The sequence below is a fragment of the Thermoanaerobacter sp. CM-CNRG TB177 genome, assembly GCF_018588165.1.
Taxonomy (GTDB): domain Bacteria; phylum Bacillota; class Thermoanaerobacteria; order Thermoanaerobacterales; family Thermoanaerobacteraceae; genus Thermoanaerobacter; species Thermoanaerobacter thermocopriae.
In genome coordinates, this window is sequence record NZ_JAFCAC010000044.1 from 92014 (window position 1) to 115423 (window position 23410).

The 23410-nt window shown below is 30.5% G+C and carries 16 protein-coding genes, 1 pseudogene and 1 CRISPR repeat array; of the genes and pseudogenes, 15 read left to right on the forward strand and 2 right to left on the reverse strand.

What is annotated here, in order from left to right:
- The first annotated feature begins 17 nt into the window (after positions 1–17).
- Positions 18–379: direct repeats of the CRISPR family, unit length 16 nt; unit sequence GTTTTTAGCCTACCTA.
- Positions 380–464: 85 nt separating this feature from the next.
- Entirely contained in the window at positions 465–1685 is a 1221-nt protein-coding gene (locus I4N53_RS03545; protein ID WP_214495605.1) for an IS110 family transposase, read from the reverse strand.
- A gap of 469 nt (positions 1686–2154) precedes the next feature.
- Between I4N53_RS03545 and cmr1 the strand changes: the two genes are divergently transcribed.
- The 13 genes from cmr1 (at position 2155) to I4N53_RS03610 (ending at position 21343) form a co-directional block, all read left to right on the forward strand.
- On the forward strand, positions 2155–3171 hold the full coding sequence (cmr1, locus tag I4N53_RS03550; RefSeq protein WP_214495589.1) for a type III-B CRISPR module RAMP protein Cmr1: 1017 nt from the start codon (positions 2155–2157) through the stop codon (positions 3169–3171).
- Entirely contained in the window at positions 3164–4414 is a 1251-nt protein-coding gene (locus I4N53_RS03555) for an RAMP superfamily CRISPR-associated protein (protein WP_012995401.1), read from the forward strand. The genes cmr1 and I4N53_RS03555 overlap by 8 nt, the downstream gene beginning before the upstream one ends.
- Before the next feature lie 31 nt (positions 4415–4445).
- Positions 4446–7736, forward strand: coding sequence for a CRISPR-associated protein Csx11 (locus I4N53_RS03560; RefSeq protein WP_214495590.1), 3291 nt, complete (start codon positions 4446–4448; stop codon positions 7734–7736).
- 3 nt (positions 7737–7739) lie between these two features.
- A complete protein-coding gene (locus I4N53_RS03565) occupies positions 7740–9116 on the forward strand; it encodes an RAMP superfamily CRISPR-associated protein (RefSeq protein WP_214495591.1) in 1377 nt (458 codons plus the stop codon).
- Positions 9103–9624, forward strand: coding sequence for a hypothetical protein (locus I4N53_RS03570; protein ID WP_214495592.1), 522 nt, complete (start codon positions 9103–9105; stop codon positions 9622–9624). Before I4N53_RS03565 ends, I4N53_RS03570 begins: the two co-directional genes overlap by 14 nt.
- Positions 9625–9627: 3 nt before the next feature.
- Complete coding sequence (locus I4N53_RS03575; RefSeq protein WP_214495593.1) at positions 9628–10521, forward strand: RAMP superfamily CRISPR-associated protein; 894 nt, start codon at positions 9628–9630, stop codon at positions 10519–10521.
- Positions 10522–10682: 161 nt separating this feature from the next.
- A complete protein-coding gene (gene brxF, locus I4N53_RS03580; RefSeq protein WP_074592539.1) occupies positions 10683–11159 on the forward strand; it encodes a BREX-3 system P-loop-containing protein BrxF in 477 nt (158 codons plus the stop codon).
- 1 nt (position 11160) lies between these two features.
- Complete coding sequence (locus I4N53_RS03585) at positions 11161–14844, forward strand: DUF6079 family protein (RefSeq protein WP_214495594.1); 3684 nt, start codon at positions 11161–11163, stop codon at positions 14842–14844.
- Between the two features lie 15 nt (positions 14845–14859).
- A complete protein-coding gene (locus I4N53_RS03590) occupies positions 14860–17397 on the forward strand; it encodes a DNA methyltransferase (protein WP_214495595.1) in 2538 nt (845 codons plus the stop codon).
- A gap of 1 nt (position 17398) precedes the next feature.
- Positions 17399–17566 carry a hypothetical protein gene (locus I4N53_RS03595; protein WP_214495606.1) on the forward strand — a complete coding sequence of 56 codons (168 nt, stop codon included), beginning with the start codon at positions 17399–17401 and terminating at the stop codon, positions 17564–17566.
- Positions 17567–17664: 98 nt separating this feature from the next.
- Positions 17665–19587 carry a BREX-3 system phosphatase PglZ gene (gene pglZ / locus I4N53_RS03600; protein WP_012269236.1) on the forward strand — a complete coding sequence of 641 codons (1923 nt, stop codon included), beginning with the start codon at positions 17665–17667 and terminating at the stop codon, positions 19585–19587.
- An 18-nt stretch (positions 19588–19605) separates the two neighbouring features.
- Positions 19606–20313, forward strand: a complete 708-nt coding sequence (locus I4N53_RS03605) for a hypothetical protein (protein ID WP_003868393.1) — start codon at positions 19606–19608, stop codon at positions 20311–20313.
- Between the two features lie 64 nt (positions 20314–20377).
- Positions 20378–21343 (forward strand): DUF4236 domain-containing protein, encoded by a 966-nt coding sequence (locus I4N53_RS03610; protein WP_214495596.1) that lies wholly within the window; start codon positions 20378–20380, stop codon positions 21341–21343.
- A gap of 58 nt (positions 21344–21401) precedes the next feature.
- Here the strand turns inward: I4N53_RS03610 and I4N53_RS03615 are convergent.
- Positions 21402–21783 (reverse strand): annotated as a pseudogene (locus I4N53_RS03615) (Uma2 family endonuclease).
- Between the two features lie 194 nt (positions 21784–21977).
- On the opposite strand from I4N53_RS03615, the gene lspA reads away from it, so the two are divergent.
- The gene (gene lspA, locus I4N53_RS03620; protein ID WP_012995391.1) at positions 21978–22415 is read left to right on the forward strand and encodes a signal peptidase II; all 438 of its coding nucleotides are present in this window, start codon (positions 21978–21980) and stop codon (positions 22413–22415) included.
- Positions 22412–23329 carry an RluA family pseudouridine synthase gene (locus tag I4N53_RS03625; protein WP_214495597.1) on the forward strand — a complete coding sequence of 306 codons (918 nt, stop codon included), beginning with the start codon at positions 22412–22414 and terminating at the stop codon, positions 23327–23329. The genes lspA and I4N53_RS03625 overlap by 4 nt, the downstream gene beginning before the upstream one ends.
- The last annotated feature ends 81 nt before the right edge of the window (positions 23330–23410 follow it).

Below are 23410 nucleotides of genomic sequence, written 5' to 3' on the forward strand. Positions count from 1 at the left end.
ATCCCACCCAGCCACTTGTTTTTAGCCTACCTAAGAGGGATTGAAACCATTTGGGACATAAGCCAATTCCTCTTCCAGGACAAGGTTTTTAGCCTACCTAAGAGGGATTGAAACTAGTTTGGCGGATTTGTAATTATTACTGGAACCCCCGTTTTTAGCCTACCTAAGAGGGATTGAAACCGGAGTGCTCCTTCCTCCGTTGGGAAGAGCTCTCCAGTTTTTAGCCTACCTAAGAGGGATTGAAACGGTGAAAAAGTTGTTTTTAAAATTCGTGCTATCGACGTTTTTAGCCTACCTATAAGGAATTGAAACATTCATGCCATGCCTTTTCTATCTTGTCATGCGTTAAGTTTTTAGCCTACCTATCCTGAAAACAGTGTCTCTCAAAGAGGCAACAAAAAATTAAACCCATACCGATGTAAAAATATGGGATAAATGAATGGTTAATAAAGTTAAATTAAAAGTTAAGACACCGCAGATTCGACCGTGACCTTAAGACCTAAAGACTCTAGCTTTTTTAAAGATTGACGAATAATCATATTACGCTTTTTCTCTTCATAATAAGTAGGACCTAATTCAATATAAGGTTGCTTTTGCTTGAGAATATGATAAACTATAATTAAAATGCTATGTGCCACTGCAACTGCTGCTCGATTTGCTCCTCTTCGAGCAGCGATGCGGTGGTACTGACTTGAGAGATAAGTATCTTTTGCTCTTGAGGCAGCCCTGGCGGCTTCAATAAGAGAGCTTCGCAATTTTTGGTTACCTTTTCGAGTTCTGGCAGACTTTTGTTTACCAGCACTTTCATTAAGACCTGGACACAGCCCTGCCCAAGAACACAAATGGGCAGCAGAGGGGAACTGTTCCATATTCGTGCCGATTTCGGCTATTATTTGTTCTGCAGTTCTTCTTCCGACTCCAGGGATAGTATCCAGCAGTGCCAGGTCTTTTTCAAAAGGGAGCATTCGATTTTTAATTTCTTCGTCTAATTTTGTTATTTCTTCATCAAGGTAATCAATATGTCTAAGCTGTATTTCCAGAAGCATCCTTTGGTGATGATTGATCAAGCCTTTTAAAGCGTGTTTTAGTTCATCCATTTTATTTTTTAGCTTGCCTTGAGAAAGCTCAGCGAGGGTTTCGGGATTTTCTTCACCATTTATAATAGCCTCAAGTATAGAACGACTGGATGCCCCGTTGATATCAGAGACTACCGAAGACAGTTTGATATTAGCTCCTTCTAAAACCTTTTGTATGCGATTAAGTTCTCTTGATTTTTCTTCAATGAGGCTTTTTCTATAGCGGACAAGTTCGCGAAGCTCTCTTTGTTCTCTGTCTGGGACAAAGCTGCCTTGCAAAAGGCCATGTTGCAAGAGACTTGCTATCCACTCGGCATCTTTTACATCAGTTTTTCTACCAGGGACATTTTTAATATGCTTAGCATTGACGAGTAGGATTTTAATATTCTCAAGCTCAAGGAGGTTGTAGATGGGTTTCCAGTAAGAGCCGGTACTTTCCATAGCAACAACAGAACAACCTTTAGCTTTAATAAATTCTTTTAATGCAATAAGGTCATCGGTCATAGTTGAAAAAGTGCGGATTTCTTTACCTTCTGGTGTTATTATACAAGCTACGACATTCTTTTTATGGACATCTAATCCGCAAACGTGAGAGTAAACTAAATCCATGAAAGAGCCAACTCCTTTTTTAAAATTTGAACGATAGCGACTGTAAAATTGAAGAGCTGGTGCAACAACCATAAGGGGTTATTCTATCCTGCGTGCTTCCCGTAAAGGGAATGGTATTTTCATCCTCTGATGGTGCCGTAGTTACGGCATAGAGGTATATAAGGAATTAATGTTTTACAAGGGAAATATAATTAAAAGGATTATACAACTTAAATATAATAATTTTAAAAAATCAGATATGTTTTTTGAGAAAAATGTCGCTGATTAATCCAGAGATGTACCTCTGACAATCAGCGACATTTTTGTTTTTTAAAATACAATTTTTTAGCAGGATTTAAAAAAGTTATGTAGAATATTGTTATATGAGAAAATTTTGGGCAGTGTTTTTTATGGAGGTTAGGACTATCATTTTTTAATGATTTTTTTCTTGACTTATATAATTAAAATCTATTACAAAGGGGTTTTCCATATGAATAAGAAGGAAGTTACTGTTCATTTAGAAACAATAACTCCATTATGGACAGGAGATGCTTGGCAGGAAAATAGTAAGGTTAGACCTTCTTCTTTAATGGGAAGTTTAAGGTTTTGGTTTTCAGTATATTGGAAAGCTGTTAAAAATGGAAATAATGAGAAATTAAATAACAATAATGTAGTTGTAGATAATTTAGGAGAACTTGAAAATCCTAAAGAAGAACGTACATTGAAGCAAATTTTCTTAAAACGTTTGTTGAGAGAAGGAGATAATAAAAGTTTTGATAATATATTAGATGAATCACTTGAAGATTTAGGGTTATCTGTACCCTCTCGTCTATTTGGATGTACAGGATGGAAAAGCAGGGTAGATATAGAAATAAGCTCTTTTATAAAACAAGAATTAAATTTTAAAGAAATAGATTTTAATTTTCCCTTTAAAGAGAATGGCATTAACACCGAACATTGGATTAAAAGTGTACTTTTTCAAAGAAAAGATTCCAAAATTGTTTTACATAAAGATGTAAAATTATTGCTTAAGACAACAGAATATTGGTGGGATAATTATTTATCAGGTTTTTTTAATTTTTATAAAGATAAAATAATTTTTGTTGGTGGGAAACTTTCTTTTGGATTTGGATTGGTAAATATTAGAGTTGAAGGAGAACAAAACGATAAAGAAGCTAATATAAAGGGCATTAAATACAATGATATAATGCGAATACATAAAATTGAAAAAATCAAATATGACAATCGGAAAAAAGTGTTAGGATATAATTTTAAATATTTTTTGAGAAGAGAAGAAGAAATGCGTTACAGAAAAAGAAACTTTGGGGAGCAAGGCGCTGCTTCAAGTATTTATGTTTCAAATTTGATAGAGAATGATGATTATCATGTATATTTAATAAATTTCAATAATCCATTTGATAACAAAAAAGTACCGGATAAAATATTCAACAAGTATCAAAAATTATTATTTAATCATCTAAAAAGTAGAGGTGATAGGAATGGCTAAGTATGATGCTTTAATAGAAATAAATATTGATGAAGTGAAAAGTTTAAGTCATTATGTATCATATTGTAAGTTTTATTTTAAGCCCAAAAGTGAAGAAAAAATAGAAAATTACCTGTTTAAAAATAAAGAAAACAATGAGTTGAAAGAGACGGATAAAGTTAATATCGATAAATTAAAAAAAGATTTTCCATTTATTTCATCTAATAAAGCCTATAAAAAGGATGATTTTTTTAAATTTTTAAAGAAAAATAAATCTAATGAGACAACAAAAGATTTTCTGGTAACTTGGTTAAAAGAAGAAATTATGAAAGAAAATAAAGATTTTGTTTTTGAAAATGACCAACAATTGAAAAATGTCAATTTTATATCAGGGATTTTAACTTTGAATACAATTAATGAGTATATAAAAAAACTTCCGCCTTATTCATTTATCATTCAGGCAAGATTCAAGCTAAAACAGCCATATTTCTCAAAAGATGATGATGAATTTTATATAATTCAAAACCCTATTTTAAAAGAAAAAGTTTTTAAAGTACCTATGATAAGAGGAAGCGGTTGGAAAGGTTCTTTAGCGAGCGCATTTAAAGATTTGATTAATGAAGAGGCCAACCTTGAAAAAAGAAAAGAAATCATTGATAGTTACTTACGAATATTTGGTGCAGGCTCAGAAAGTATAAAAGTGGTAGAGGATTATCTGAAGGAAAATAGTAAAGATTTAGTAAAATTTAAAGAGAAGTTTTTAGAATTTATATTGTTTGAACTTGGGATGAAAGTTGACAAAGATTTTATAGGTGAAATTAAAGACAAAAATTCATACGAGGAACTTCAAGCTATTCTTCAGAAGAAAATTTCTGAGAAACTTCAAAAAGATAATAAAAACCTAACAATAGAATTTCAAACACATAAAGGAAGAGCCATATTTTATCCTACATATTTTGACAGACTTTCTTTAGAAGTAATAAATCCCCATGACAGAAGAAAAAGAGCAGGGATTCAACCAATTTATTATGAAGTGGTTCCAGAAGGTACAGAAGGATTTTTGCAGATTATATACATTCCTTTTGATGGTATATTAAAAGAAAATGAAGTATTAAAAAGCGAAGCTGAAAAAGATTTAGAAAATCTTTTATTAGCAATTGAAAAAGTATCACAGATTGGAATAGGAGCAAAAACAAAACTTGGATGGGGAACATTTGAATTATCCGAAGTTAAGTATTATTTTACTAACAAAGATTTAATATAAGTGATGGACTAAAAGAAAAAGGGTGGTTAAAATGGGAGAGTTGAATTTAGAAAATTTAAAGAAATATAAGGATGAGATTTTAAAAGCTGAGATAACATCTTTATTAGCTTTATGGGAAAAAATCAATCCTGGTAAACAAAATAAATCGCAAATAAATATTATTAAAAAATTCCTGTCTAATTGGGAATATATAATTAGGGACAAAAAATTAAAAATACTAGAAGAAGAAATAGATTTGTGGAATGATTTTTTAAATAATTGGCGTAATAAATGGCGAAGTCAAAAAGACAATAAATATTTATTGCAAGTGTTATATGGGATTGGAGAAAGCCTAAACTCTGGTATTGATAAAGGTTTTCCAGATGATAATGCTAAGCTTGAGCCAGAAAATGATAGATGGTTATCGAATTCTTTTGGTAGTCTTAAAAATAAAATAATTTATTTATCATTAGACAAAGATACAATAAATAATATAATTAGCAATTTGGAATGTTATATAAAAAATTTTTTAGATTCAGAAAGCATTAATTGGGATGAAATTAAATTAATTAAGAAGAAAATTAAAAATTTATATTATAGGTTATTGAGCGATGATAGATTTCCAATAAACGATGTATCATTGTGGGAACAAGCTTATATGGCAACCACAATGTTTAAAGCTTCTCTTTCTGAATATATTTTAAAAAATAATAATATTCAAAGTTTGCCTAAACGAATGGATGTCCGATGGCGTATTCTTGGTATACAATATGACAAACTTAGGCTTGCAGAAAAAGGTTATAAGCCTCAACAAATACAATGGTATAGAGAAGTATCGAATGAGATTGATGATGAAATTAAAAAACTTTTAGAGTATGATTATCCAATTGGAAATGAGATATACAGAGATGAAACAGGAGTTTATTTCTTGGTAGGCGAGGATTTAGGAGAAGATTTAAAGAATGGAAATAGTTTAGTAAAATTAAGTGATGATTTAGAAGAGATAAAAGATAAAATTATAAAAATTTTTAAAGATAAATCTTTTGATGAATTTTATCCAGCGATTTTTCTTACAAAACCATCCCGTGGCATAATGAATTTAACACATCTTCTTGAAGCAGCAAAAGAGAATTTTTTAAAAGTAGATTTGAGTAAAAAGGGAAATGATATATGTATTGAAAGGTCTAATAGTGTAAGGGCAGTAGGTATATGTCAGGTTTGTGGACAAAGATTAGTGTTTGAAAGAGATAAAAGTGATGAAAATAAAAATATATGTGATATATGTCTAAAAGAAAAAACGCAAGGTAGGATTGAGCGATGGTTTAAAAATAGAGATAAAGAAACTATTTGGATAGATGAATTAAAAGATAAAAATGATAAAATTGCATTGATAACAATGAAATTTGAGTTGCATGACTGGTTAAATGGAGATATGTTAAATAGTTTGTTGGTGAGAGAAAAGGATTTTAATGCTTATTTTAGTATGATAAAAGATTTATTAAATTTAATAAAAAGCGAATTATCAAAAGAAGAACTAGAAAGTTTAGAAATTGACAACACAGCAGAAGACAAGATAAACAAATTTTTGCTTTTATATGATGCAGGAGGAATTTATGAACCTTTTAATGAAGTCTATGAGACCTTAAAAAAGAATAAAAATATAGATAATGTTACAGGCAGACATAAAGATTTAGTAAAGCGCTTATTAGTAGAAGATTGGATTGAGGATTTTTCTTTTTTTGATAAGAGTAGCAGAATGATTACTATAAACAAAAAAAAGAATAAAAGTATTCAAGATTCTTTACAAGATAATAACGCAAAAGGTCATTTATATAAAATATTTGCAATAAATTATTTAATTTTACAAATTTATAATACTTTACTTGAACGTTCTATTGGCGATAGATGGGAGGAATTTATTTGTGAAAGATTAGAGGATAAAGACAAAAATCAAGGAGAACATAAGATAGATTTTGATAAGAGAAAAATTTATTGGAATAACCTTAATGATTCAGACATAGAATTTTTATCTACACTTATCCTTCAATTTCTCTTTAGAAAAAATCCTTCTCCAGCAAGGTTAAGACGTATATGGGAAAGCACAAAAGAATTTTTAGAAGAGATAAAATCAGATTTATGTGCTTCTGCAGGTATTGAGGAGAACAGGAGAAAGAGATTTTATTGGGAAAATGTTAAAGTTAAGAACACAAATGAAAATATACCGGATGGAGAATATCAGGATGGAGATGCTCTCTTTTGGGCTGATAAGGGTAAAGTTTATTTAATATCTTATATAAACGATTTAAAAGCAGGTAAGGAATTTAATCTCAAAGAATCTACAGGCAATGGAAATGTAATAGCATCTGTTGTGTATACAGATAATACCAAATTTGAATACTATCAACCATATATCTCAATTATAGAACCTACGCCAATTAGCTGGCAGTTTATTATACCTGCTGAATATGTGCCGAATTTGATTGACAATGTCATGAAAAAATATTATGAAAACTTTAAATTTGTTTATGGAAAACTACCACTCCATATAGGAATAGTAGTGCAGGATTATAAAAAGCCGCTATATGTCGGCGTAAAAGCTTTAAGAAAGATTAGGAGGGATGTAGAGGATACAGAAAAACTAACAATAGAAGTGAAAGCATCTAAAATTAAGGATATATTGAAATGTCAAAAGATTGAGGAATCGCTAAATAATACTCATAAATACTATTCTTTATATTGGGGTAATCATTCCAAGGGTTATAAATTTTATATTAAGCCCGAAGATAGAAGTATACACTGTATACTAGACATTGACGAAATTGGTGAAGATGAAGAAATCAATATAATACCTAATACTTTTGATTTTGAGTTTTTAGATACAAATACAAGAAGAAATGATATTTATTATGACGGAAACAATAAATGGAAAAGAAAAATAAAACTTAAAAGCTCACGACCTTATAACTTAGATAATTGGGAAAAGTTTAAAAAATTTAAAGATCTATTTGGTAAAGAAAATAAAAATGGAGTTACAAGGAGTACAAAACTTCAAAAATTAATCTCTGTAATCTATGATAATTGGAAAGCCATAACCAATGACGAGTCCAAAATAAATAGTAATGTAGAAGGGATAAAAGCTTTTCTTGCTTCAAGCTTTATAAATATTCTTGACCTAAAAAAAGATATAGGGCTTGCAGATGGAATAAAAGATCTATTTGACATAGATAAATCTAAAGAAAATGATAAGCTCCATGCGGTACTAAAAGAAAAGATGACCTTAGATAATGTACAGCTTTTCTTGGACATGTTTGAATTTTGGCATACAACTTTAAAGGAGGTTTAAAAAATGAGTGACAATTTTGTAAAAGAGTTTAAGGTTTATGGAATGGCAACAGACCCAATTTATATTGGGACAGGCGGTTATACCATAGGAAGAGTTGACAATACAATTGTAAGAGATCCAATAACAAAACTTCCCAAGATTCCTGGTTCGAGTTTGGCAGGAACTTGGAGGTATTATGCGACATTGGAATTAATGCCCTTTGTTAAATCAAAAATAGAGGAACTATTAGATCAAATTTTAGAATTTCTAAAAAATGGAGATGCAATAACAGAAAATGAAAAAATAACATTAAATGAAAGCAAGGAAATATCAAAGACTTCTTTTAATGAGTTGAAAAAGAGTATTTATAAAACATTAAATATTAATTCATATGGTGTAAATGATGATGATAAAAAAGAGAAAAGGGAAAAAATTCACGAAAAATTAAAGCAATTTTTTGAAAAAGAATTTCAAATCAATACAGCAAAAGGAAATAAAATAAATAATTGGAAACATTATGAGTATAATAGGTTTTTGCAGATTACCTGTGCAGGACAGGATAATACTCCTCAAGCGGAGATATCGAATGCTCCGTATGCTATGGATGATAAAGGGAAAACTGGTCATTGCGGACATTGTATTATCTGTAAAGGATTTGGTTTTTCAAAGAAAGATTTAAGCTGGCAGGGTATGATTCATTTTAGCGATTTAAATATTTTATTTTTTCCTGTATTTACACGCTTTGGTACCAAGTGGATAACAACAAAAGAGATATTAAAAAATGCAAAGTTATATGGCGAAAATACAGAAAATGAACAAGATGAGGGCAAAGATTTGGTTTATATAGCTTTAGAAAAAATAGAAGATGAAAAAGTGGATGGGCATATAAATCTTGGATGGATATATCTACCTTACAAAGTGGAAAATCTGTCAATTAAATTAGATAAAATAAAATTTGATAATTTTGAGTTTACTCCTGATAAAATTATTATTGTCCCTGAAAGCTTATTCTCTCAAATTGTAAATTCTAATCTTGAAGTAAGAACGTCTGTCTCAATAGATCCAATTACAGGTGCTGCAAAAGAAAAAGCATTATTTACTTCAGAAGCTATACCAAGAGGGACAATATTCTCTGGGAATTTAAGAATACATGACAAATCTGCTTTTAAAGGATTATTAGACAAAATCGGAGATTTGCCTGATTATAGTATGATAAAAGAAGCTTTATGTGATTCTAAACACTTTTTTGAGACATTAGGTATTGGTGGCATGGCAACAAGAGGGTTTGGAAGAATGAAATTAGAAATAATAGATGGAGATAAAGATTGTGAAGATGATTTAACCCAACTAAATAATGGAACGACCGACTCTAATGGGGGTGAGGGAAATGACTCAAAATAATCTTGAGTATACTTTAAATAAATTGGGTTTTGATATAGTAAATGAAAGGATTTTGGATGAAAATGATATAAATAAGTTCTTAGGAGTTCTTTCTAATGATGGGGTTTATGCTATGTGGATTTATGCACAAGATAAATTAAAGGTTAAATTCGATGAAAATAAAAATAGTTTAAATGAAGAAAAAATTTTTAAGTTGTTAGCTAAAGTTGAAGAAATAGATAAATATATTATGAAAAGTTTAAATTATAAGGACATAATCGAGAAGATTTCTAATTTGACAAAAGAAATAAAACAACTGGAAGACAAAATTAAAAATAAATCTAGTTCTCAAGAAGAAAAAAAACAGTTAGAAAACCTGAAAAAAATGAGAGAAAAAGAGAGGGATAAAGAGCTTAATAAATACTTTTTAAATTTATCATCTAACTTAAATGATTTACTCTTTTTCAAAGAGCTTTTTGAAAAAGTACTAATCTATGCCCGATACCATGCAAAGGCTATGGGGGAATAAATAATGATATGGTATAAACTAATTTTTAAGCAAAATCAGCCAATACATATAGGCTCTGTTGAGTGGGGAGTAATTAATGAAACTGAAATTTTTATTCCTGGCTGGACAATGTGGGGAGCTTTAACAAATCAATTTTTAAAGAGAATTGGGTATAGTGAAATTAAAAAAGCTAAAAAATTATTTGAAAAAATTACTAATTTTTATCCTATGATAAGACAAACAGAGAAACCTTTATTTCCAGAGTATAATAAAGGGAACTTTAGTTTTGAAAATTATACAACAATAGAAGAGTTTAAATACGAATTTGTTGATACTATTGTATCAACTGCAGTAGAACCATTATTAAGAAGCGCAAAAGATGAAAGCTTACATGAATTTGAATACATACTTCCAAAATCAAAGATTGATTTAAATAATAAGGCGAAACAGCTTTACTGGGTGGGTTTAATTGGATTTGAAGATGAAGTTATTAAAGAAATAAACTTATTAATAAAAAATGACAATAATAGCGAAAAGAAAGAGTTATCAAATTTATTGAAAAGGATTTTTTCAAAAATATATATTGGTGGAGATACTAAATATGGTTTTGGTGAGATGGAATTGTTAGACCCAATTAATGAAGTAACAGAAGAAAAACTTAGTGAATGGAACATTACTGGAAATGGTACAGCAAGTATAAAACCTAATTTTCCATTAAGACAATTTTTCAAATTTTCTAATGAAATAAAATTTGAAGGGGAACTCAAACTTCTTTCAGAATTTGATTTTACACAGAATATACCAACAGTTCAAGAAGCAGGCTATTTTATAAATGTAGGTAGTAAAGTTTCAGACTTTAATGGAATTGATTTAAACAAATATCATTTGATTAAAGGTAAATTTGAAAAAATAAAATGATAAAAAAACAGGCATTGTACATAAATTCATGCCTGTTTTTATTTAACAATTGAGTATTTAAAACCGGTATATCATTGAACTCTCTTATATTTTTATCCACATGCAGGAATTTGTAAATTTCTATCGAAATAAATATATATGTCCAAGGGGGAGAGGGTGATATGTCAATTTATAAAGATATACAGGATGCTTTTATTTTGCTACCGTATAAATATTACAAGTTAATTTTATTAGTAGGACCAATTGGCAGTGGAAAAACTAAGCTGCTTAAAAGAATTTCTGCAGATTATAACTATGATTATATAAATGTAAATTTACAGTTGTCAGAAAAATTAATTAATATACCTTTAGAAGAGCGTTGCTACTATGTAGATGATTTTATGGAAGAAATTTTGTCTCAAAGTAAAACAGATGTTACAATATTAGATAACATAGAGATTTTATTTGCTCCCCATTTGAAAATAGACCCTTTAAAAATGCTTAAGAACATGAGCAAATATAAAAAAATAATTACATCCTGGGGAGGCTCTTATATAAATGGTATATTGACATACGCTGAACCTGGTTATCCAGAATATAGGAGATACAAAAAAGATGACTTGGATATAATTGTAATAAATGTTGAGGGAGGAAGATAGGATGAAATATGGAGATCTTATTCAGTATGAACCGATTGAAACTGTTATAAAACTTAAGGATGCAGACAAGATCGATGAGGCAAAAAGGCTTGTAAAGTCCTATGTAGTATCAGAGGGGATGGCAGATAGTATTATTAACATTTGTATACCCCAATTACAGTTTGATGAAACAATTGACAATAAGGGTATATTTATAGTTGGCAATTATGGCACTGGTAAATCCCATTTAATGTCTGTAATTTCAGCAGTAGCAGAAAATAAGGAAATGTTAGATTATGTTTCTCATGAAGAGTTAAAAAAAGAGATGGGAAAGATTGCAGGAAAATTTAAAGTTTTAAGATTTGACATTGGGGCTGTAAATACACCCTTAAGAAATATAATTACGAAAGAGATAGAAAAGGACCTTGCCAGATACGGGATAGAGTTTTATTTTCCACCAATTGATGAAGTTACAAATAACAAAGATGCTTTTATGGAAATGATGAGTAAATTTGAAGATAAATTTCCGGACAAAGGCTATCTCATAGTGGTTGATGAATTATTAGATTTTCTAAAAGCAAGGAAAGAACAGGAATTGATCCGCGATTTAACTTTTTTAAGAGAAATAGGAGAAATAACAAAGTCTACAAGATTGAGATTTATGACGGGAGTACAGGAGACCCTGTTTGATAATCCGGCATTTAATGCTGTTGCACAAACTGTATTAAAGATGAAGGACAGATTTGAACAGTTAATAATTAAAAGGGAAGATATTTCCTACGTAGTATCTCAAAGATTATTAAAAAAGAATGACAGACAAAAAGCATGGATAAGGAGCCATTTAGAGAAATTCAGCCCATTGTATAAAAGTATTTCCAGCAGAATCGAAGAATTTGTGGAATTATATCCTATACATCCTATGTTTATAGAGGTATTTGAAAAAATGTTCATTGTAGAGAAAAGAGAAGTTTTAAAAACAATATCACATTTGATGAGAGAACTGTTAGACAAAGATGTACCTGAAGATGAGCCGGGAATTATTTCCTATGATTCTTATTGGAAGTTTTTAAGAGACAATCCTTCATTAAGGGCAGAGCCAGATATAAAGAGAGTAGTTGATAAAAGCATTGTTGTAGAAGATTTAATTGAACATTCCTTTACAAGACCTCAATATAAAGATGCTGCATTAAGAATTGTACATGCATTAAGTGTTCATAGGTTTACTACAGGAGATATACATACATCTGTTGGTATAACAGTTGAAAATATTAAAGATGATTTGTGTTTATATATAAAAATGCCAGAGATAGAAGAGGACTTTTTAATAACGACTATAGAAACAATAATGAAGGAAATAATGAAAACATTGAGCTGGCAATATATTTCATACAATCCAGACAATCAGCAGTATTATCTTGATATGGTAAGAGAAGGCATAAATTATGATGCAAAAATTCAGGAAAAGGCAGAACTATTGTCAGAAGATATTTTTAACAGGCATTATTTTGAATTGCTTATAAAAGTCCTTGATTGGAATGCTCCTGAAAAAGTACCAAACATGAGAATATGGGAGTATAGTTTTATTTGGAATGAGAAAAATGTTAAAAGATATGGCTATCTTTTCATGGGATATCCCGATGAAAGGAGTACAGCTCAGCCTCCAAGAGATTTTTATATTTACTTTTTGCCTCCTTTTGTTGAAGCTAATTATAATAAAAAATATATTTTAAATGGAAAAGAAGATGAAGTGTTTTTTGAATTTATTAATGCAGATGAAGAAATAATAGAGAAAATTAAAAAATACGCTGCCGCTATGGAATTAAGTGAATTATCCTCCAGTGACCAGAAAAAAATTTATGAAGATAAAGCTAATGGTTTTCAAAAGGATATTACTAAATGGATAAGAGATAATGTGTCAAAATGTTTTAATGTTTCTTATAAAGGAGAAACACAAAGTATAATCTATTGGCTTAAAGGAAAAACAGCTAATTATGATACTATTAAAAGTTATATTGATGAGGCGGCTTCTTCTTGCTTATCATTGTATTTCAGTGAAAAATACAGTGAATATCCTACATTTTACACAAAAATCACAGAGGCAAATTTAAACGAAGTTTTTAAAAGTGCAATGAATTATTTAGCTGGCAAGAAGACAGAAACAGGCAAGAAAGTATTGCAGTCTTTTGATTTAATTTTAGGGGATGATATTGTACCCGGAAATTCAAAATATGCTAATTATTTTTTAAATGAATTATATAAACTTCCACCAGGGAAAGTTTTAAATAGAGAAGATATTATAGAGAATGTAAACGGTGAGGATATTGATAAAAGATTCAAATTAGAAGTGCAGTGGGTGGTCCTTTTGCTCTGTGCACTTGTGTACAGCGGAGATATAATCTTGAGGATAAAAAATAAAGTTTATGATGCTACTACAATAGAGGCACTTGCTAATATGAACGTTGGAGAGCTTATAGATTTTGAGAGTTTTGAAAGGCCGAAAGATATACCTGTCAAAGAATTAAAAACCCTGTTTACTTTATTAGGTTTACCATCAGGGTTAGTAACAGCAAGTTTCAGTAAACCAGAAGAAGCTACAAGACAAATGGTTGCAAAGAGTGAAGAATTAGCAAAAAGAGTTGTAACTGTCAATCAATTTGTTGTTTCAAATAAAACTATATGGGGTAAGCCTGTATTTGATGAGTTTGAAATAAGAGATTATAAAGATTTGCTCAATAATTTTAGAGATTTTCTTGACAGTTTAAAAGCCTTTAATACCCCTGGGAAATTAAGAAACTTTAAGTATACTGAAGAAGAGTTAAAGGAAAAATTCAAGACACTTAAGACAGTTAAGAAAATAGAAAAAATAATTGATTTTAAAAATGAAGTAGAAGAGCTTGTCAAATATTTGGCTTCTGCCGAACAGCAATTACCCGAAGAAATTGAATTAAAGCAGAATATAAATGCAATAAAAAATGAAGTAGAAAGATTTATAAAGGAAATTGATAATAAAGAAAGTGAAGATATAAAAAGGCTGACGAGAGAATTAGAAGAATTGAAAATAGAGTATATTGATTTATACCTTGAGTATCATAAGAAACACAGGCTTGATTATAATGGAGATGAGCGTAAAAAGAAAATAATGGCAAGTGATCTGTTTAATAATCTTAAGAAGCTTAAAGATGTAGGAATATTTCCTGTTAACAAATTTGATGAGATTGAAAAGGTATTGGCTTCATTAAAAACCTGTTATAATTTTGGAAAAGAAAATATAAAAACAGAAGTGCTATGTCCTAATTGTGGATACAGTATAAAAAGCGACGAAATTCCTGTATTTGGAAAATTGGATGAAATTGAAGATAAAATAGAAAATTTGTATAAGGAATGGACTAAAATTTTATTAGATAATATTGAGGATCCAATGATTCAAGAAAGAATAGAGATTTTGAATAAAGACCAACAAAAAGCTATACGTGACTTTTTGAATAAAAAAGAATTGCCTGAGAAAGTGGATAATCTGTTTGTATCAGCAGTAAAAGACTTAATTGCTGGTCTTGAAAAAGTAGAGATTGAAATACCTGAGCTTATTTCTACTTTAACCGCTGATGGACCTATAACAGTAGAAGAGTTTAAAAAAAGATTTTTGGAATATGTCGACATTCTTATAAAAGGCAAAGAAAAGGACAAAGTGAGAATTATTATAAAATAAACGGGGGAATGACTGATGAAATTAACAAAAGAAATGCTTGATAAAGTAAGAGATATAGAGGGATTTCCTATTGGGAAAGATGAAGATATAATAGAACTTTCTGATCCACCTTATTATACTGCATGTCCAAATCCTTTTATAAATGAATTCATTGAAAAATACGGGAAACCTTATGAAGAAGAAAAGGATGATTACAATTGTGAACCCTATACGGCAGATGTATCTGAAGGGAAAAATGATCCTATATACAATGCCCATTCTTATCATACAAAAGTGCCTCACAAAGCGATTATGAGATATATACTTCATTATACAAAACCGGGAGATATTGTGTTTGATGGGTTTTGTGGAACTGGTATGACAGGGGTTGCGGCACAGATGTGTGGCAACCCTGACCCTGAGTTTAAACTTAAAGTAGAAAAGGAGTTTGAAAAGGAGGGTAAAAAAGTAGAGTGGGGAGCAAGAAGAGCCATTCTTGGGGATTTATCTCCTGCTGCTACTTTTATAGCTTACAATTACAATACTCCTGTTGATGTAGAAAAATTTAAAAAAGAGGCAGAGAGAATACTGAAGGAAGTAGAAAAAGAATGTGGGTGGATGTATGAAACCATACATACTGTAGAAGGTGTACCACAACGAGATGTGGAAGGTAATGTTATAAAAGGTAAAATAAATTATACTGTGTGGTCAGATGTGTTTATATGTCCTAACTGCAGCAATGAAATAGTTTTTTGGGATGCTGCAGTAGACAAAGATGATGGAAAAGTTCTGGATGAATTTAAATGTCCTCAGTGTGGTGCAAAATTAACTAAAACAAGTCTTGAGAGGGCATGGAGAACTGTTTATGATAAGGCACTTGGTGAAACAATAAAACAGGCAAAACAAGTACCTGTTCTTATTAACTATACAGTAGGTAAGAAGAGGTATGAAAAAAAGCCTGACAAATTTGATTTGGAACTTATACAAAAAATTGAAGAAATGGATATACCCTATTGGTATCCAACAGATAGAATGCCTGAAGGGGAGGAATCGAGAAGGAACGATAAAATTGGCATAACACATGTACATCATTTTTATACAAAGAGGAATTTGTGGGTTTTGAGTGCGTTATATAATTATAAAATTATGCCTAAATTTTATTGGATTATAAATAGTGTACAAAATTATATTAACAAAAAGCAATCTTTTAAAGGAGGTGGCGGTGGTGTAACTGGTACTCTATACATACCATCTTTAGTAGAAGAAAAAAATGTATTAAATGTTTTGAAGAGAAAATTAGATAAAATTGGCTTAATACGTAGTATACTTGCTAATTTTAAAAATGTAAATTATATTACAACACAATCAACAGTTTTATTAAAACAGTTTAGTGATAATTCGATTGACTACATTTTCACAGACCCGCCTTTTGGTGATAATCTCATGTACAGTGAGCTTAATTTCTTATGGGAGGCATGGCTTAAAGTATTTACAAACAATAAAACAGAAGCTATTATAAATAAAGTTCAGAGAAAAGGGCTTCATGAATATCAAGAGCTTATGGAGAAAGCTTTTTCAGAGATGTACAGGATATTAAAGCCGGGAAGATGGATGACTGTGGAATTTCACAATTCCAAAAATGCTGTATGGAATGCAATACAGGAGGCAATTTTAAAAGCTGGATTTGTCATAGCAAATGTTAGAACTTTAGATAAAAAGCAAGGAAGTTTTAAGCAAGTTACTACGACAACTGCTGTAAAACAAGACCTTATAATATCAGCTTACAAGCCTAAAGAAGGGTTTATAAAAAGGTTTTTGAAAGAAGCTGGAACGGAAGAGGGAGTATGGGATTTTATAAGACAGCATTTAGAAAAACTGCCTGTTGTTATAGAGACAAATGGAAAACTTGATATAATACCAGAAAGACAGGAATATTTGCTTTATGATAGTATGATTGCATTTCACATACAAAAGGGTGCTACTATTCCAATGAGTGCTGCTGAGTTTTATGAGGGGTTGAAGAAGAGGTTTATAGAGAGGGATGGAATGTACTTTTTACCAGACCAGGCGGCTATTTATGATACAAAAAGACTCAAATTAGAACTTAATGAGCAACTTGCCTTTATAATACAGGATGAAAAGACAGCAATACAGTGGTTGAAATATAAGCTTTTAAATAAACCTATGACATATCAGGAAATACAGCCTATGTTTTTAGAGGAATTAAAGCAGCTAAGATATGAAAAACTGCCAGAGCTTTTGGATTTACTACAGGAAAACTTTTTACAGGATGAGGCAGGCAGATGGTATGTGCCGGATGTAAATAAGCAGGCAGACCTTGAAAAATTGAGGGAAAAAAGATTACTTAAAGAATTTGAGGAATATAAAAATGTTCCAGGACGACTTAAAGTTTTTAGGACAGAAGCTATAAGAGCTGGTTTCAAAAATTGCTGGAAAAACAAAGATTATGAAACGATTGTAAAAATAGGCGAAAAGCTACCTGAAAATGTGGTGCAAGAAGACCAAACTTTGCTCATGTATTATGATAATGCAGTGACAAGGTTAGGTGGTTGATTTGTTCAAAGTAGGAGATTGGGTTTTTGATATTGATAAAAAAAGAACAATGAAAATAATTGATGTATTTGAGTTGTGGGGTTATGTGTCTTACAGCATATATGACCCGATTGAAAAGGTGACCTATACTGTGTCAGATAAGAGGCTTGTAAGTACAGAGTGGAATTAGAAAATGAGGAAAGAAGATGGAAAGAAGAAATTGAAAAGTCTATGGATATATTGCCCATGTTAAAGCCTTTGTACATTGTGTATTTGGAGTGAGTCTCTATGATTAAGGATTATATCAGAGATAAATTATCTTTAGAAGGTTCTAATCTTATATTGCTGGAGGATAAAGATGACATTTTAAATGAAGAAAGTATTATAGAGATGCTGCATAAGGATGAATATGAGGTATATAATTATCAGGAACCGGATAGTTTTAGGTTTTATTATGAATTAAATTATAGAAAATTTTATGATTCTTTTGTAGAACCTAATAAGAAATTTATACTTAAGTGTAAAGAAATAAATGAAATTCCTTATGATATACAGACAGTTTTTCATCATGTGTCCATATCATTGAAAGAAATTTTCCCAAAACTTGATTATGCTGTTTTAAAAGAATTGGGTACGGACTTTTTGGGGAAAATTTATGAGGCATATCAGTTATACGATGGAAATGTGTTGGGGGAAAATGGGACAAAAGATTATGTGATGAAGGCTGTTTTTGGAATTATTCCAGAGCACATAAATAATTTAAATGAGCTTGTAAAGACATTTTTACGACTGTATTACAAAAATATGGAACTACCTAAGGTGCTTTCTGATTATTTGGAGTATAAATTAAAGCAGAAAGAGAATTTGAAAGATGTACCTTTAAATGAAATTTTATCAGGAAAGGATAGATTTTTTAGATTTGTAAGGGTACAATGGAAGAATTATATCAATGATTTAATAGAAGGGACGCATAATGCCAAAATTGATTTTAGTGACTATGACATTAGGGCATATCTTGATAATATTTTTTATGAAAAATATATTGAACCTATAGAAGTGGAAAATATTGAAAGGCTTCCCAAATGGACGTATGTTGGAATTTTGTATGATGAGAATGAAAGGTATTTGAAAGAATATAGAAAAATGATAGAAAAAATAAAGGAGTTGTTGAGTTTTAGTAAGTCGTATAGGGATTGGATGAATTTGTCTTCTTTATGGGCAGAGGTTTTGAACATTTTTTATAGTAAAAAACTTGCTTTAAATGAGAATGAATTTAATGAGATAAGTAAGTTGATTGAAAACAGTTTTATGGAATGGGTTGTTTTGAATTATAGCAATCTCACTTCAATTTCTTATGTAAATGGACCTGTAATGGTTCATCAAATTCCATGGTATTTGAATTATATTATGAAAAAACAAAAATATGATAGGATAGCACTTTTGGTTTTCGATGGTATGTCGGTAGATAATTGGTATTTGATAAGAAGATATTTGAATAAAAATGCTCTGTGGAATATTGAAGAGAAAAAGTCTTTTGCATGGATCCCAACTTTGACATCCATTTCAAGGCAGGCAATTTTCTCTGGTGATATACCTTTATATTTTAAAGATACGATTTTTTCTACAAATTACGAAGAAAAACGATGGAAAAAGTTTTGGATGAATCAAGGATATAAAGGTGATGATGTTTTTTACATAAAAAATGTTATGGAGTTCAATAAAAGAGAAATAAATGATATAATAAATAACCGTAATGCGAAGATAGTAGGTATTGTTGTCAATATTATAGATGAACTAATACATAGTGCGATTTTATCAATTGAAGGATTATATCAAAACATACAGTTATGGCTTGAAAAGAGTAGGATGGAGGATTTTTTAAAAAAATTGATTTCTAAAGGATATGAGATTTTTATAGCTTCAGATCACGGAAATATTGCATCAATAGGCAAAGGGAAATTAAATGAAGGGCTTCTTGTTGAAAAAGCTGGAGAAAGGGTAAGGATATATGAGAGTGGAATAGATTATGGGAGAAGTTTATATGATGATAAATCTTTTAAATGGATTGGTTTTGGTCTTCCTAAGGAATACAATTTTATAATATGTAAAGAAAATAATGCTTTTGGTGCTCAAGGAGAACAGATGATAAGTCACGGTGGTATTTCAATTGAAGAAGTTATAGTTCCATTTGTGCACATAAGTCATATTTAAGGAGAGGGAGAAAATAGGATGAAAAAAGTAGGTTTTGCTAGAAGAATAAAACTTGAATGGCTTGATAAAGTTGTAGAATTTTATAAAAATGAAAAAGATGTTAAAAAAATAAAGGACGAGTTAGATGCGTTTTTAGTGGATCAAGTAAAAAGTAAGGTAAATAGAGGAAAAAGTATAGATGTTTTAATAAGTAGTTGGGTAGATGTTCCGGAGGAATTTAAATATCTGAGAGACAAAGCAGTGGTATTATTTGATAAGGTGTCTGAAGGAGAAAAAAAGTTTATTCATTGGTTTATGCTTATATCAGCTTTTCCTTTATTTAGTGATATTAGCAGTGTTATAGGTAAGTTATTGAGTATTCAAGAAGAGTTTAAGTTAGATACTGTAAGACAGAGAATATTTGAAATATGGGGAGAAAGAAGTACAGTTAAATTTAGTACGGATAAAATAATCTCTTCAATGGTAGAATGGGGAGTTTTATCAAAAGCACAAAAACCAGGTATATATAAGAAAGCTAACACGATTGAAATAAAGAATAAAGAATTGAAACTTTTATTTTTGGAAGTATATCTCAAGTCAAATAAGAAGTCATTCATAAGTTACGCTGAAATTGATAAATTGTATGTAATATTTCCATTTGAATTGTCTTTTGAGTTAGGGGATTTTTATGATTCACCGGTTTTAAATGTGAATAAAATGGGAGATAATATTGTGATTATTAGATAAATTGAAAGGTGTTTTATAAGGGAATATATAAAAATTACAGTAATTTGAAAGAAGGTGATTTCCATTGGGCTGGAGATTTAGAAAAAGTATTAGTCTGGGTAAAGGAGTTAGAATAAATGTCAGTAAAAGCGGTATAGGTTTTAGTGTAGGGAAAAGAGGTGCGAGAATAGGGGTAGGTCCCCGGGGAATTTATACTTCTTTTGGGATTCCGGGGACAGGTCTTTATACTATCAATTATTTAAATAAAAAGAAAAAACAAGTCAGTTCTTCACTTAACACTCAAATAAATAATGTTAGTATAACTTATCCACCAGAAATATTGAAGAAAATGCCTTCAAAAGTTCCTAAGTATTTGCTATTTATTGCTTCTTTTATATTGCTATTTGCATATACTCTCTTGGGAATATTAGGCTTTATAATTTTTGTGTTTTATTCATATACATTAAGCAAGAAGCCTATTTCAAAAGCTATTTCCTTTTTTAATAAAGGCAAGTTAGCCTACAATAGTGGTAATTATAAAAAAGCTTTAGAGAATTTTTTAAAAGTCATTGAAATAGAGCCTGATGCGATTTCTTTGTATAAAGAAATTGGAATTGTTTATATTCTTTTGGGAGAAGATAAGAGGGCTATTGAGTGTTTTGGAAAGTATCTTTCTAAGTATCCGGAGGATTTGGAGGCAAAAACTCACTACATTAATCTTTTAATTAAGGTTGGGGAATATCAAAAGGCACTTGAACTTATGAACTCATTGCCAGAGGAATATAAGAATAGTTTATCTGTAATCAATGCCATGGCTGCTTGTTATATAGAACTTAATAAACCCGATATGGCTTTGGCGGTTTTAGAAAAAGGACCTATGAGAAAGAGAAAAACTGATACGGAGGAGATGAAGATATACAGATATTTATTGGGGACAGTTTATATGAAATTGGGGCAGAAAGAAAAGGCATTAAAGCAATTTCAAAAGATTTATGTAGAGGATAGTAATTTTTTGGATGTGGCTGAAATTTTAAATGAGATGGAAGGTTAAGAATACCGTAAAAACTTTATGTATACTTCTCAAGTTCTAAAGGAAAAACCTTTCAAAGCTATTTAATAAGTTTTGCGATATTTATCTCTAATTCTTTAAAAATATTAACTTTTATAGTATCTTCTATTGTATATTTTTCGGGTTCTGAATATTGACCCTTTTCATCCAATTTGTAGACAAATATATTTTTTGAAACAGGATTTACTATCCAGTATTCTTTCACTTTAAATTTTTCATATAAATAGAGTTTTTTAACGTAATCAATAGAAGCATTTGGTGGTGAAACGACTTAGATCTTCTGTAATTATTTTTTGATGAATTCTTGAGGGTGAAGGTGACATAGCGACAAAGTTACCCTCAATTAATTCTACTCTTTCACCATCTTTCAATTTGAGATAATCGGAATATGCGTAAATATTATGTTTTATTGGGAATTCCATAATTATCATTCCTGAATTTATATTAAATTTTTGCGGAGGAATTATTGCAATTTAGTATATATTCCTCCATAATTTCATTATATCTTATGATCATTATATTTTAAGCCTATAGCTTTAAAATGTTTTATTTTGTATAATATATTCGTACAACAATATGGTTACAAAAACAAATGAATACATAGGAGGAATTGACGTTGGAGATAATTATTGTAGCGTTTGTAGTTTTGCTTGACCAAGTGACAAAATATCTTGCAGTAAAATATCTTATGCCTATAGGAAGTTATCCTGTTATAAAGGATTTTTTTCATCTTACTTATGTGGAGAATAAAGGTGCGGCATTTGGTATGCTTCAGAATAAGACTCTTTTTTTTATAGTTATAACAATAATTGTAGGAGCTGTGTTGATTTATTCTATGATTAAATTACCGGAAAATAGTGTGTATAATTATACACTTGCTATGATTTTAGGTGGTGCTATTGGAAACCTAATTGACAGAGTAAGGCTGGGGTATGTTGTAGACTTTATTGATTTTAAATTTTTCCCTGCGGTTTTTAATGTTGCAGATTCTTTTATTGTTGTCGGCGCAATTATACTTGGATATCTTATGATTTTTAGAGGCGAGATAAGATGAACATAGTAGATAAAATAGTTTTGCAAGGAGAAAAAGAGGATGAAGGAAAGAGAATAGATGTTTTCCTTGCGGCAGAGTTAGATTACACAAGGTCTTATATTAAAAAATTGATTGTGGATGGGCTTGTTTTTGTAAATGGTAAAACGGTAAAGCCCAGCTACAAGGTAAAAGAGAATGATGAGGTTGTTGTAAATATCCCAGAGGCAGAGAAAATTGATGTACTGCCAGAAAATATACCTTTGGATATTCTTTATGAAGACGATGATATAATTGTGATAAATAAGCCACAGGGAATGGTAGTGCATCCGGCGCCGGGTAATTACAGCGGTACACTTGTTAATGCACTTCTTTACCACTGTAAAAATTTATCGGGAATTAACGGCATTTTAAGGCCGGGTATAGTTCACAGGCTTGATAAGGATACCTCTGGTGTGATGGTTGTTGCTAAAAATGATAAGGCCCACATAAGCCTTTCTAATCAAATAAAAGAGAGAAGTGTTTTTAAAAAATATGTTGCTATTGTAGAGGGAGTTATAAAAGATGAAGAGGGGAAAATTGAGGCACCTATAGGAAGGCACCCTGTTGACAGAAAAAAGATGGCTGTAATAGAGGATGGAAGATATGCTCTTACATTGTACAAAGTTTTGGAGCGTTTTAAGGAGAATACGTTGATAGAGGCGGTTATAAAGACCGGTAGGACTCATCAGATAAGAGTGCACATGGCTTTTATTGGTCATCCTGTTGTAGGAGACCCAGTATATGGATTTAAAAAGCAAAAGTTTAAATTGAAGGGGCAGGCATTACATTCACGTGTTTTAGGTTTTATTCATCCTACAAAAGGAGTGTATATGGAATTTGAAGCTCCGCTTCCTGAGTATTTTAAAAAATTGATAGAGATTTTAAGAAATAAATGAAGATAGGATTAAGTGGGAATCCTATCTCAGTTTGTTGACAAAGTAAAAAATTTTTTAAATAGGATATTTTGCATCGTCACT